The organism is Sodalis glossinidius str. 'morsitans' (assembly GCF_000010085.1).
GTDB lineage: Bacteria > Pseudomonadota > Gammaproteobacteria > Enterobacterales > Enterobacteriaceae > Sodalis > Sodalis glossinidius.
The window spans coordinates 453,227-465,395 of the sequence record NC_007712.1 but is presented as its reverse complement, the minus strand read 5'-3'; the positions used below and the strand labels follow the sequence as shown (position 1 = coordinate 465,395).

At 57.6% G+C, this 12,169-nt stretch carries 15 protein-coding genes, 1 tRNA gene and 7 pseudogenes; 2 read left to right on the top strand and 21 right to left on the bottom strand.

The window, feature by feature from the left end:
* Positions 1-49: 49 nt before the first annotated feature.
* A pseudogene (locus SGP1_RS02385) lies at positions 50-471 on the bottom strand (uracil-DNA glycosylase family protein).
* 162 nt (positions 472-633) lie between these two features.
* On the opposite strand from SGP1_RS02385, the gene SGP1_RS02380 reads away from it, so the two are divergent.
* Both SGP1_RS02380 and arsC read left to right on the top strand, forming a co-directional pair.
* A tRNA-Ile gene (locus tag SGP1_RS02380) sits at positions 634-709 on the top strand.
* A 406-nt stretch (positions 710-1,115) separates the two neighbouring features.
* Positions 1,116-1,478: an arsenate reductase (glutaredoxin) gene (gene arsC / locus SGP1_RS02375; RefSeq protein WP_011410114.1), complete on the top strand. Its 363-nt coding sequence runs from the start codon at positions 1,116-1,118 to the stop codon at positions 1,476-1,478.
* A gap of 624 nt (positions 1,479-2,102) precedes the next feature.
* Here arsC and SGP1_RS26405 read toward each other — a convergent pair.
* The 20 genes and pseudogenes from SGP1_RS26405 to SGP1_RS36040 all read right to left on the bottom strand — a co-directional run.
* Positions 2,103-3,717: pseudogene (locus tag SGP1_RS26405) on the bottom strand (hypothetical protein).
* 4 nt (positions 3,718-3,721) lie between these two features.
* Positions 3,722-4,258: pseudogene (locus SGP1_RS02360) on the bottom strand (hypothetical protein).
* A complete protein-coding gene (locus SGP1_RS32495) occupies positions 4,233-4,541 on the bottom strand; it encodes a hypothetical protein (protein WP_243466149.1) in 309 nt (102 codons plus the stop codon). The pseudogene SGP1_RS02360 and the gene SGP1_RS32495 overlap by 26 nt, the downstream one beginning before the upstream one ends.
* A 398-nt stretch (positions 4,542-4,939) precedes the next feature.
* Positions 4,940-5,314: pseudogene (locus SGP1_RS02350) on the bottom strand (tail fiber assembly protein).
* 335 nt (positions 5,315-5,649) lie between these two features.
* Positions 5,650-5,874 (bottom strand): hypothetical protein, encoded by a 225-nt coding sequence (locus tag SGP1_RS02340; protein ID WP_050747357.1) that lies wholly within the window; start codon positions 5,872-5,874, stop codon positions 5,650-5,652.
* Between the two features lie 70 nt (positions 5,875-5,944).
* A pseudogene (locus SGP1_RS02335) lies at positions 5,945-6,568 on the bottom strand (phage tail protein); the annotation flags it as partial.
* A complete protein-coding gene (locus tag SGP1_RS02330; RefSeq protein WP_011410110.1) occupies positions 6,537-7,145 on the bottom strand; it encodes a phage tail protein in 609 nt (202 codons plus the stop codon). The pseudogene SGP1_RS02335 and the gene SGP1_RS02330, both read right to left, overlap by 32 nt.
* Positions 7,138-8,309: pseudogene (locus SGP1_RS02325) on the bottom strand (baseplate J/gp47 family protein). The gene SGP1_RS02330 and the pseudogene SGP1_RS02325 overlap by 8 nt, the downstream one beginning before the upstream one ends.
* Positions 8,287-8,544 carry a DUF2590 family protein gene (locus tag SGP1_RS02320; protein WP_341532837.1) on the bottom strand — a complete coding sequence of 86 codons (258 nt, stop codon included), beginning with the start codon at positions 8,542-8,544 and terminating at the stop codon, positions 8,287-8,289. Before SGP1_RS02320 ends, SGP1_RS02325 begins: the two are co-directional and overlap by 23 nt.
* Positions 8,541-8,804: a hypothetical protein gene (locus SGP1_RS23165; RefSeq protein ID WP_148203342.1), complete on the bottom strand. Its 264-nt coding sequence runs from the start codon at positions 8,802-8,804 to the stop codon at positions 8,541-8,543. Before SGP1_RS23165 ends, SGP1_RS02320 begins: the two co-directional genes overlap by 4 nt.
* Positions 8,774-8,977, bottom strand: a complete 204-nt coding sequence (locus SGP1_RS23160; protein WP_050747355.1) for a hypothetical protein — start codon at positions 8,975-8,977, stop codon at positions 8,774-8,776. Before SGP1_RS23160 ends, SGP1_RS23165 begins: the two co-directional genes overlap by 31 nt.
* A gap of 45 nt (positions 8,978-9,022) precedes the next feature.
* Positions 9,023-10,033 carry a phage tail tape measure protein gene (locus tag SGP1_RS23155; protein ID WP_050747354.1) on the bottom strand — a complete coding sequence of 337 codons (1,011 nt, stop codon included), beginning with the start codon at positions 10,031-10,033 and terminating at the stop codon, positions 9,023-9,025.
* Positions 9,964-10,365: a hypothetical protein gene (locus SGP1_RS30555; RefSeq protein ID WP_158302314.1), complete on the bottom strand. Its 402-nt coding sequence runs from the start codon at positions 10,363-10,365 to the stop codon at positions 9,964-9,966. The genes SGP1_RS23155 and SGP1_RS30555 overlap by 70 nt, the downstream gene beginning before the upstream one ends.
* Positions 10,366-10,458 carry a DUF6890 family protein gene (locus SGP1_RS36050; RefSeq protein ID WP_424141134.1) on the bottom strand — a complete coding sequence of 31 codons (93 nt, stop codon included), beginning with the start codon at positions 10,456-10,458 and terminating at the stop codon, positions 10,366-10,368.
* Positions 10,433-10,513, bottom strand: a complete 81-nt coding sequence (locus SGP1_RS36045) for a DUF6890 family protein (protein WP_424141149.1) — start codon at positions 10,511-10,513, stop codon at positions 10,433-10,435. Before SGP1_RS36045 ends, SGP1_RS36050 begins: the two co-directional genes overlap by 26 nt.
* 41 nt (positions 10,514-10,554) lie before the next feature.
* On the bottom strand, positions 10,555-10,809 hold the full coding sequence (locus SGP1_RS02310) for a putative phage tail assembly chaperone (RefSeq protein WP_041866564.1): 255 nt from the start codon (positions 10,807-10,809) through the stop codon (positions 10,555-10,557).
* A gap of 119 nt (positions 10,810-10,928) precedes the next feature.
* The gene (locus SGP1_RS32485) at positions 10,929-11,141 is read right to left on the bottom strand and encodes a hypothetical protein (protein ID WP_243466328.1); all 213 of its coding nucleotides are present in this window, start codon (positions 11,139-11,141) and stop codon (positions 10,929-10,931) included.
* A 138-nt stretch (positions 11,142-11,279) separates the two neighbouring features.
* On the bottom strand, positions 11,280-11,582 hold the full coding sequence (locus SGP1_RS02295; protein WP_041866562.1) for a phage holin family protein: 303 nt from the start codon (positions 11,580-11,582) through the stop codon (positions 11,280-11,282).
* Between the two features lie 8 nt (positions 11,583-11,590).
* Positions 11,591-12,037: a phage protein gene (locus tag SGP1_RS02290; RefSeq protein WP_041867339.1), complete on the bottom strand. Its 447-nt coding sequence runs from the start codon at positions 12,035-12,037 to the stop codon at positions 11,591-11,593.
* Positions 12,014-12,169, bottom strand: a pseudogene (locus tag SGP1_RS36040) (major capsid protein); the annotation flags it as partial. The pseudogene SGP1_RS36040 and the gene SGP1_RS02290, both read right to left, overlap by 24 nt.

The following is a 12,169-nucleotide window of genomic DNA, read 5'->3' as shown; positions in this document are numbered from 1 at the left end:
CACCGCGGGGTTTTTTATTGCCCACCGCCCATGAGCGCTGGAAAAAGCGCTAGCCTGCGGTAAACGAATGCGGCGGGAGCGCGTCGGCCAGGTCGCGATACGCCGCCAGTAGTGCGTCAGCGCTCATGCGATTTAGCCCGCTGGGGTTAGGCAAAACCCACAACTGCGTGGCGCCAATGCGCATTTCCTGCCGCCCCCACGGCGCATTTCTCACCCCAAATGCCTAGCAGTAAGCTTGCTTGCCTAAAATCGCCAGCGACAGCTCTGAAGCTTCGGTGGTAGGCCGCGTCACCAGCATCGTGATCCCACACCCTGTTTCCAGCAGCCGCTGCTGCTGCTCCGGCGGCAGTTGGTGCGCCTAAAGCCTGCAAGATGGATGACCTTCCAAAAGCGATTGTTAGGATTGGCGAAATGTACACCTTTATACGCTCTGGATAACCCAGGATTGATACCGCAGAACACCCCCCTCAACCCCTACCGGAGAATATCTTCTATCATTGAACCCTCTCTTTCATCTCTGGCCGTGGCGCCGATAATTAACGATTTTAGCCAAAAAAACGGCGATAAATCATCCATCTGGCGGGAGGCACTATAGACCCGGTTGGCGGCATCATTTATAATCAACGCCCACTTGGCCCCTTAGCTCAGTGGTTAGAGCAGGCGACTCATAATCGCTTGGTCGCTGGTTCAAGTCCAGCAGGGGCCACCATATTTTATCTTATAAATAATACACTTAATACACTTTCAAGCCAGTTGTTTTTTTGCTGTTTTCGTGTTAGTGGCAGCAGAAATACGGGTGTAGCCCATTTTTATCCATTCTTGCCGTCTCTGCTCTTCCATGTTTTGCTACCATTTTCGCGCTATTTAGTCCAAAGACAACATTACTTTGCCAATATTTTGTTAGTAACTAAATTTTATTAACGCTAGAAATTATTCATGTGGTTTGACATGTCGGTTATAAATTCGCCTAAGGGAATTTACCCCTTCTTGGCGTACTGATTCCTAAGCTTGCGCTGCAAGACAATGTATGAGTAACTAACCTAGCTGGCTTGGTCGCTATATACTGATTAGCCTAAAACATACAAACAGAGTCATAACTATAAAAGGAAAGGGTTATGAAAAACGTTACGATTTACCACAACCCGTCATGCGGCACTTCTCGAAACACGCTTACTTTGATTCGCGATAGCGGCATTGAACCGACAATAATTCCTTATTTAAAGCAACCACCCAGCCCGGAGCAACTCCTTGAGCTTCTTAGCGTTATGGGTATGCATGCTCGTGAACTATTACGCTCCAAAGAAGCACAATACCGACAGTTAGGTTTGGACGCTCAGCATCTGAGTGAAGATGAACTGATTCAAGCAATGTGTCACCATCCAGTGTTAATGAATCGTCCGATAGTTGTTACTCCTCTTGGTACCCGCCTCTGCCGGCCTGCCGAAATCGTGCTGGAAATTTTACCTAAGGTGCAGTGAAAGAGTGATGTCAAAGTTCAATGCATACCCGCATTATTGCTGTTGAAATTTTGCATGTGCGCATCGAATCGTTGGTAGATAAACCAAAGCAATCGGTTGTGAAAAAAATTGAAAAGTCTTCTTCGCCTCCCATTAACTTGCAAGTCTCGCCATGCCTGGGTTTTCTGTAAAAGTCTGTCTTGCCTTTTCAGCCATGATTTTATGCCGCGCGCCACGTAATCCATGATTTTCCTCGTTACGTCAATGAGATGTGCTTTACGTGGGGCATCTCTCCGGCGTCAAAAATTGAAAAAAACTGAAATTCTTTTCACACTTTACAATTTTGCCTCTCGCCCAAAAGCCCAGGCACAGCGCGGGTTGGCGGGGTGATTTGCCGGTAGGCCATTTTGAAAAAATTTTACGCTGCAAAGTGTGCAGGCGGCGGGTGCAGTGTAGCGCCGTTTCCGTGGGGGATGCGTGTATTTCGTGGCGATGACGCGGCCCTGGCGCGCCGTGGTTGAACGGAGTGGAATGCGTGGCGTTTGGGATGGCTTGAGGCAAAGAGGTGCTTGGCGGGGCGCTCAGGTGCTGTGAGCGGCAGCCACAAAAAAGCCCGCGTGATGCGGGCAGGGGTGTGCGGGGAGATCAGCCGATAACGGGCGCGTACCGGCGGCGTAAGGCGTCAGACTGTGCTCCGGTTGCCGCTATCTCGCCGGCGTTCTGGGGCGCACCGGTGTTGCTGTGGGTATGCTGGCGGTTTGTTGCGCCAGCGCTTGCAGTACGTCCAGGATGTCGAGCATCAGCGCCATCACGTTAACCTGTTCACTACCCACCCAGACAACGGGTGCGATCACTTCCTGGCGCGCTGTCGCCAGACTACGGCGGATATTACCGATTTTCTCTATCAGGTCGCCGCCGATGTCCGTTGTCGCGTTTTGCCCGATGCTGGCGACATAGTTTGCGCGGGTCGCCACACTGTAATCGCCCTCGGCGATCTGCTGAATACTGCCGGCCAGAAGACGGGCTCTGCCCAGTACGGTGGTCTTGTCCGTGGCCTGTACCGTGGTGTTGCAGGCACCAGCGTCCGGTTTTCGCTATCCGCCGTGATTTCACGGTGCTGGGCGCTTTCGCGGATAGACTGATCTGTCTGACGCTCCCAGTCGCCTGCCACGGTGACACGCTGGAACACTTCCGCGCGTTGTTGCTGAAGCTGTTCGCCGGGTTTGATTCGGGCAAGGTCTGGCCATGGGTGAGGATTTGGCGCACAAAGGGCTTATCCGGGCGACCCTCGGTAAAACCGATTTCAAGGAGCGTACCCGGGGGCGGAAAATGGAATAGCCCCGATTCTACGCCGGCCATCGGCAGGGGGAGCGGCACGGTCGGATATACCGACGTATTCGCTGCCGGGTTGCCGTCCGCATCCAGTAATTGAACATCCACCGCGTAACGGGGGCGGAACGGATCGGCCAGGTCACCCCGGCTGACCGCTTCGCTCTGCCCCTGACCCGCGCAAATTTCGGCAGATGCAGCCCGGCGGACAATTCCGGGTAGGCTGCATCAATCTGGCGCTGTGCGGACGATTTGGCCGTGGTTTTTCCCGTCAGCGGGTTGACAGCCTGCCAGATCAGCGGCTTGCCGTTGACGAGCACGCCGGGGCGCAGGCTGGGCACCATGGGCAGCGTCAGGGTATTGCCTGCCGCCTGTGTCTGGCTGAATTCCGGGAGGATAGAGACCGGTTTGCCAGCAAACAGGGCGTGCGCGGCGTCGCCCAGGTAAATACCGCCGTCCGGCAGCGGTTGCCAAAGGTAGTCTTGTATAGCAAATGCCGGCCCCATAGCGGCCAGTAACTGGTAGCCGCTGCCGCTGTGGGTAAAATGGGGAATGGGGGATCGGTGTCATTTGACGCGGTCGGCAGGACCACGGTGAGGCCGCTTTGGGCCTGTATCCACTCGGCTATCTGGCGCAGGGTCGGATGCTGGAATGAACAGAGCCAGGGGCGGTCAAAGATGCCGCTCATCTCGCGGACAAAGAGGCGTTGAAAGCCTTTGCCGGCAGGCTGGGTACGTTCAACAAAACCGGTAAACCAGCGTAATACACGCTCAGGGTAGCCGATATCCAGTCGGACCAGCTTACCGCTGTAATCCTTTTCCGTCTGGACGGTGATAAATCCACGCCCGCTGGCGCTTATCTCTAATATCAGGTTAACGTCAACCAACAGCACCGTACCCCCTGACAACATCAGTCGTTTAATCGGTTTCATCCCCTTACCCCAGCGCGTCATTGACGGGTTTGAGGACTTTGCGCTCAAACCAGCTTAATTGTTCGTCGCTCTCTGCCGCCGAAGTGCTGCTTGCTAGCCCCTTGCCCGGACTTTGTTTCTGGGCGGCGGTTTAATTGCCTTCGCGCGCGTCTTTTTTCTCGGGCACACTCAGATGTTCGCGCAATGTGAACGTCACCAGCCAGGCTTGTTTCCCGTCCTGCTTCGGGGCCTCTATCGAGCCGCTAAACGTTGCCAGCCGGAAGTTAATGGCCTGGGCGGTATGATTTGCCACGAGGTAGCGCTTCAGCCTGCCGCCCTCGGTGGCTCCAGCCAGGGCAAACAGGCGCGTTAGCCCCTCGGACTCCGTAAACGGGATAACGCCAGAGACGCGCAGCTCCTTGGGCTTGATGCCCTGCTCCGCGTTGGCCGTGCTGGAGGTTTGCCACGACTGGTCTTTTTCCTGAAACTGCATGGTGGGCGTCACCATCAGGCTTTTGAGCGGCAGTGCCTCGCCATCAAGGGCCAATGTGATGATTGTCATGGACCATCGCCTCCAGTGCAGAGACCGCGTCTCCGGCAAACAGCGTCGCCAGGGTCATCACTGCATCGGGTTGCGGCACCTCTTTTTGCATGTTGGCCGCCAGGGTAGCCGCCAGTCCTTCGCCCCTAAACACCCAGGCGTTGACGCTGTTCTGACCCAGGTCTCCCAGGGCTTGACTGATAGCCTCGTGGGCCGACTGGCGCGCGTCAGACAGTGCGGTTAAGTGAGCCTGTAGTTGCGCCACACTGGCCCCGCTGGCTACCTCCGCCTTTGCCTCTGCCATGATGTTGGCCCGTTGCGCCAGACGCAGTGTGCCCGCCGATAACGGCAGCGGGGCGGGTAAGCCGCCGCTCGCTTTGGGGGGGCAACTGCAGGCAGGTGATAGACTGCGTGGCCGCTGTTTGCGCCATGCGCGAGACCTGCCCCAGCACTGGCAGGGGTAACACCGCTGAAAAGGCGGTGAGCAGGGACATAAATTCCGGCTGTGAGGTGGCGCAGAGCATCACCACCATCACGTGCAGATTGCGTCCGCCGCCAGCCAGTGCACGGCATTTTGTGGACTCAGGTAGCTTCCCGAGGCGGCAGTACGTCCCACACCCGGCGTCCAGGGATGCACTGGCAGAACCGTGCAGGTTAGAGGTGGCAGGCTATCCGCCAGTCGCAGTGTTGCCTTGCGCCACCTCATTCTGGCGTCTCCGGCCAGTCGATATCGGGCGCGGTGCTGATATCCACCCGGTTTAGCAGCACACGGTATTTTTTTCAGGCCAGCAACGCCGCTTTTTCGGCATCTGTTGCCATGTCGAGGTCTACGGCATCTTCCAGTGGTGCCATGGCACGAGTCACCTCATCCATCAGACGGCGTTTTGTGACGTCCACGCTCAGTCTAGCCTCTTCTGGCGTAGGGGGCGGTACATCAATCCATGCCGGATACCCCTGGGCATTCGCGCCACGTTGCTTTCCTGACGGGGGCGAGGCACAGAATTGCCAGAACGTGGTTTCGTCTACATCCACTAAATCATCCGGCAGCGAACCGGCTTTAATGTAGTCATTCAGCATCGACACCGGAAAAAAACTGCCTGTACGGGCGCTAAATTTATATTGTTCCATCGTCAATACCCCACTGCCATCCAGTAAACTTCTTTCTCTCTGGCACCGTGGCACCAGTCAAAGCCGTCATGCTGATCACCAAGAAAGACCACCTGCTGGTTATATTGCGTCGCATAACCTTGAGCAAAGTTTTTAATGCAGAGGGAAACATGTAATAAGCGGTTAGGGCAATGAACGTGAAGACCAATACGCTCTGTGGCGTCAGCATAGATGCCAATGCGTAAACCACCCTGAAAAATAAGCCCGCGTCGATTATCCTTGAACCACCAGTTATCACCATTTACCTAGAATTCCGAGGATTCGCGGATACGTTTTTCTACCCAGCCGCTGAGATGCCCGCCCCATACCGCTCCGTGAACATTGCCATATTCTTGATAAGTGGCCCCTGCGGCATGGAGGGCCTGCGGGGAGTAAAAATGCCCGTTTTTATTGAATACCCAATCTCCGCCGCCGTCATTGCCGTTATTTAACCGAACGCCATCACCGCCCTTGTCTTTGTAGAGCCACATGCGAATGCTACCATCCTGATTATGAAAACCCAGATGCTTGCGGTTATCCCCCTTCAGTAAGAGGTGGCTGACTTTTCGTTAGTTCAGTCCGCAGGCCGCCGATATAGCCGATACCGGCGGTGACCGTATACCGCTGCCCGCTGCGCGGGACCCGAAAGCCCTCACCAAAAAAGGCGGCCACGCCTTAATGGTCAAGGCTAATCCGGCGCTGGCGTTCATCCAGGCCGGACAGTCGGGCGGTAAAATCGGTCTGCCAGCTCTCGGCGGGCGTGGTGATACCGGTTTGTGTTGCCGCACCGCTATACTCCATCAAAAAGGAGCGGGTAATGGCATTGCCCTGCTGGCCGTTCGCGGTGGCCCACTTGCGTTGCACCGGCGCATGCACAATCATCGCCAACGTGCCGCTGGCCCGGTTCGCCAGACCAATCCAGTTAAAATCAAAGTCGCCGACCTCCGTTCCCAGCGTCACCGCATACACCACCGCATGCTGATTGACGACGCCGGTCTTGTTCACCGCCTGGCGGTGTACGATATACTCAGTGGTCGGCAAGGTTTCGTTACGGTCGATGGGCGCGGCAGGATCTAGCCCCGGCACCTGGGCAAAAACAAACTCATCCAGCACCACAGGCGTTCCCTCGGCGGCTTCCCGGGCTTTCCATTGCTCAAAGGCAAGGGTGATAATCGTTTGTGACATCAGGTTTTTTCGATGGGGGTGTCGGGGACAGGGGCCGCATGGCGCTGTAGCACTGGTAATCACCACCGACCCAACCGGCGCGCAGATGCAGGTCAGTGCCGTTTATCACCTCAAACTGGTAACGGCGGCAGGTGCGCCCGTACTGCCGGATAATCTGGCGCAGCAAATTAGGATGGCCGGCTAGCTGGCCGTCGCTGAGACGCACCCGCGCCACGTCCCAATCCAGGCCGTCCAGGCGCTCGACTATTTCCACATAGCCGATACCCAGACGCGCAAAGATGGCGATAAAACCCGCTACCGAGCCGGCGTCGCGGGCATTGATGAAGGCGTAGCGCACCCGCAAACGAAACAGCGCCAGCGGCTCACCGTCAAAGCGGCTGATATCGCGCTGCCAGGCCAGCACGTTAAGCAGTGACGCTGCGCAGGTGGTGGCGTCCAGTTGGCGCAACGGCCAGGTGAGCCAGCCATACACCTGCCGCCAAAAAGCCTGGCAGGCACGTAACAGGCGCGCCGGCTCGCCCTTGTCCATCCAGACCGGCAAACGCAATTGGTCTAATTGTTTGTAAAAATCAGGCATCCTTCACCTCAAGCGTCAGGGTTCTCAGGCGCGGGACATTCATCTCGCTGACAATATCGGACAGCGAGAACGCGACCGAATCCAGCGCCCCAAACATCTGATGCAGCGAGGAAAACGAAAAGCGGGCATGAGGCCAGGTCTTTTTCACATAATAGGCCGCATTCTCACGAAACGCGCAGTGGATGAGGGTTTCACAGCCCGCCGTCAACGTGGTCAGCGCCTCACGGGTAAAATTGGTCCTGTTCTTCACAAACAGCGTGACGGTGAGGTCGTGCCGGGTATCCGGCAGGGCAAAGCAGCGCATATCGTCGCCGTGGCCGTGGTGACCCTGGGTGGTGATGTACGCATTGACCGCCTGAATAAAGGGTTCTGACACCACCCCGGTATCCAGCAACAACCAGGCGTTGGCGGTGCCTGGCCCGCGTGGCTCATCGTGCTCAAAGAAAATACGGTCAATGCTTAGCCCTGCCACCGCTTCTATCATGCTGCGATACACCGCGTCGGTGTGATAATTCCCAGCCAGGTTATATTGGTTGCGGCAGCGCTCGCGCAGCTCGTCATCTGATTCCGCATCCGCCTCCGGCGTCAACAACCAGCCCTCTTCCGTGGTGACCTGGGCGATCCCCGGCACCGCGTGGGGTAAAATGCGGTAATACCCCGGCGCCAGATTTCTGCCCCCGCCGGTCTGCCCGGCGCTGACGTTGACCAGGGCGTCTTCCGTCCCTGTGCCAAGGGTATGATCCACCTCGGTCATCAGGCGATAAATCGTGCCGTTAAGGCGTTCGGTCTCAATAACGGTGCCGGCGGGAACGGTGACCTCGGCTTCGGCGTTTTCCTTGAAAAACCGCACCACGCCACGGGCGGCGGTGGCGGGTTTACGGGACAGGCTGACACCGGCGGCAAACGCATCAAGAAAGGCCCCGTCAGCGGTCACCAGAAACATGTTTTTTATCACCACCGACACCAGGGCATTTTTTAGCCACAGCACCGGGTGGTGACCGTCGCCTGAATCAGCCGCCAGAACGGCGACATGCGCGAGGTATTGGTCACCAGCCCGGCGGCGCTCACCTGTTCGGCAAACGCGTGATGAATAGCCTGCTCAGTGGTCGGCATGCCGCTGTCCTTTAGCGCCTGCTCGTAATCAATCATGGGTTTGTTCGTCACAGCGGGGACTCATCTCAATACGACCAAAATCATAGATTTGCGCTGTCACCCACAGCCGTTTCGGTGTTTCTTCACTGACTGACACAGTGCCGGGGATCAGCCGTTCGTCCTCTTCCAGCAGCAGGGTGACCTGCATCAGCAGATCCGCGCGCAGGGTCGGGCTACGCTCTGCCACCAGGCGGGTTAACAGGCCGCTTTCCAGCAGGGCATGGGCGCAGTCCTGAGTAATGCTCACCCAGTCGGCGCAGCGTTGCGGCTCGTGGGGCGCGTCGGCGCGGGGCCTGATGTGGTGACGCCGGCAGTGTTATCCCCCGGCAGGGCGGAGAGGGACAGGTTAACGCCAGGCAGATGATTGAGGGTTTCCGCTATGGTGTTCCAGGTGCGGGCGAAAGTGGCTTTCACCGACGCCCAGAGACCGGTAAACAGCGCGCTCACGCCGTCAATCATGCCCGCGAAGGTGTCGCTCAGGGAAAAGTCGGTAAAGTAGGCGCACAACGCCTACCAGCTGCGCTTATCCCCTCCCAGGCGCGCGTAAACAGGCTTGCCAGCCCGCTGACGTAGGCGGCAATCAGTTTAAAGGCGGTGGTCTGCATCATGGTGGCCTTGAGCGTATCCCAGTATTTGACCAGCGCAAGGCATCCCACGACTAGCAGCGCCACCGCGCCCACAATCAGCGCCAGGCCAGGACATGAAATTCATGGCAATGCCGGTCATTACGGCGGCAACACGCCGCGCATCATGCGCATCACGGCCGCCCAGGCCAGCACCTCCTTGTGATACAACCAGAGAGCCGCCACATGGAGCTTCACAATAGCGGTCAGAGCGGACCACAACCCTTTCAGGCCCACCATAACAAATGCGCTGACGCCCATGGCGATATTCACCACCGCGCCAGCCCCGGCCAGGCTGAGAAACGCCAGCACAGTATAGCCCACCACACGGGCAATATGGGGAAACAGCGTCAACCAGCGGGCCAGTTTTTGCCCGCCGTCAGCCATTTTATTGATAAACGGGGTTAACACCAGCAGCAGGGTGCGCCCCATGGCAATGCGGATCGCCGTCCAGATGGCGGTCAGCCGGTCCCAGGGCACAATCATTTTCTCGGCCATGTCGCGGGCGCGCTTCAGGCCGTCATTGCTGCCTAGCGCATGGATATGCCGATTGAGCACATCCGTGTTGCCGTAAAGCTGTTTAATGACATTGGCCCCGTCACCAAACGCCTTATCCAACTCGGCCTGGGCCTTGAGATTGCCCTCGATGCTCGCGCCGTAGCGCCTCTGAAGCTGAGTCAGCATCTCCGACAAGCTCAGCATCTGGCCGGCGCTGTTGACAAAGCTCAGCCCCAGCTGTTTCGCGCCGTCCTCAGCCACCTTGTAGAAGGCTTCATAGCTGCTGCTGGCCTCGGTGCCGAGGATTTTTCCAGCATCCCCAGCGCCGCGCTCATCCATGCTGACACCATAGTTGGCGCCGACGCCCCTTGCGCCGGCCATCAGGTCGGCAATGGTCTGCATATGGGTGCCGAACGCCTGCGCCAGATAGTCGGTTTTGCTCGCCAGCTGTTCGGCAAACGGCACGCGGCCCATTTTCTCCGCAACGCTGTCAAACTGGTGGTACATGCTGCCCATATAGTCGACGGCGTCACCCGCACTGCTTTTTACCGCCATCGCCAGCATATTGGCCGCCACCGTAAAGCGGGGCAGCTCGTCCTGGCTGAGTACCCCCACCTGGGCGCGGATAGCCTCGGTTGAGTGGATAAACTCCGTGGCCTAGCGGCCATAGTGCGCGCTAAAGGCCAGGGCGTCCTTCCCACGCGCGCCAAGGTGCTGTCATCCATACCCCTGGCCGAGGCGGATTTAAGCGCCTCATCAAACGCCATGGCAGGCCCCAGCGCGCCCTTGATGGACAAACCGGCACCGACCAGGCCCGCCGCCCCCAGCCCGATATGGGAGAATGCCGTGCGGGATTTTTCCGCAAAGTCGCTGACCGACGCCTGCGCCTGCTTCAGCGGGCGGGTCAGTTTGTCTATCAGGCTCAGGGTAAAATCCAATTGCTTCATTTAATCGCCTTTTAATGCCAGGGCAATGCCATTCGCCACCGCAATGCCGGTATGCTCCCAGTGGCGGTTATCCAGCCAGACCGGCGCGGGCAAGATTATCCGGGCTGTCATCCTCATGGGGCAGATAATAACGGCGCAGGGTTAACACCTGCTCTATCGTATTGCCGTCAATAGCCTGACACCGCCGACTCAGTTTTTTATTTCAATCTCCAGCTTGAGCGCGTACTGGCTGTTGACCACGTCTGCAATCTGCAAGGCTGCACCCTGCAGGGCCAGCAGCGCATCCAACGCCGCCTTGCTTTCCGGGACCACAATGCGGCGTATCTTGTTATCCATCGCCATATCGTTAATCAGGTTGTTGTAGGCGGTGGTGTTGGGGGCAAACGCCAGTTCCTGGCCTTTGATAGTCAAAATAATGTGGCTTGCTCTGTTGTCTTTACTCATGGGTTAACGCCTCTCGTTGATAAATTTTGTCGACTAACTGGTTATGCCGCGCCGCGCAGGGCGGGTATAACGCCAGATAATCCAGTAAAGGGCCGCTCAGCGCCTTGCCTGTCGTGCCGTCAAGGCGGGGTAATCTTTCCGGGCATTTCACCAGGAGTCCGGCCTGAAAGGGTACGCTCGGCGTCGGCGCTGGCGTGGTTATACAGCCGGACAAACTCATCAGCCACGCACACGCGAGTAAAGACCGGCTTAACCACTTCGGTACGGATTTCTTTTGGCTGTGCCTGCTGTAGTGCATCCAGTTTTTCCTCCAGCTCGCGGGCCGACCTCACTGGCCACCGCCTCCATGGCCTGCCGTGCGCGTTCGGCGGCCTGAGTAGACGCGGCGGCAACGGCGTGCGCCAGGCTGTCGTGACGCCAGGTGCTCACCTGCCAGCTGGGCCACCTTGACGGCAAAAAGATGCTGCTTTTCACTCAATGTCATGGCGACCCCGCGTAGATAACCAACGGCTGCCTTTGCGTCGCAGCCACAATTCCACCGCCTGATGGCCGGGAATGCCCAGTGCCGCCCCCAGTCCCGTTACAGCGAGTACCGGCAGGCCTGGGATCAGGATAAGCACCGCCCCCGCAGCGACGGAGATCGCCGATCCCAGCACGACACGTGCAATAAACAGCCGGGGAGTAATGGGTTCGTCTCTGTTCAGCATCCGACCAATGGCGATGGCGGCACCGATAAGCAGCAGCCACACCAGATTTTTTTCATGCTCCTGCACGGTCTTTATTACCCCGTTAACTTTTGTGTCAGCGCGGATTCCAGATACGGCACACCGCCCAGGCGGACAAAATCCGGTGAAGTGACAAGGAATTTTATTTTGTGGGTCATCACGCTGCCGCCTTTGGGATCGACGTCCAGCACATCACTGACGATAAGCTTGCAGCCAAATGCCTCCACCTTAAGCTCTTCCTCTCCGGCTTTGGCGTACCACATCAAATCCACGGGGGCGATCCCCCGCCAGCTGCCGGCGGCACGGGCTTTCGCATTGACGATGGCAAAGGCTTTTGAACTCAGCTCGATCTCTCCCTCCGCCGCAACGTCACCGCTAAGACAACCATCCGGCACACCCTGGGTCTGCGCGGCGGCGAGATTGCCGACATTCACCACCTGCCCCTGAATCTGGTCAACGTCCAGCCAGGTGATCAGATTAAGGAATGTCGAGTCCTCCAGCATGGCGTCCCGCAGCTGGGTTTCTTTGGGATCGGTCAGTGAAAAATAACGGTCGGTCCGGGTCTGACCGCACGCCTGCGCCAGTCCGTCACTGTATTTCTCCAGCAGCGCATAAGCCCGTTGATTTAATTGCAT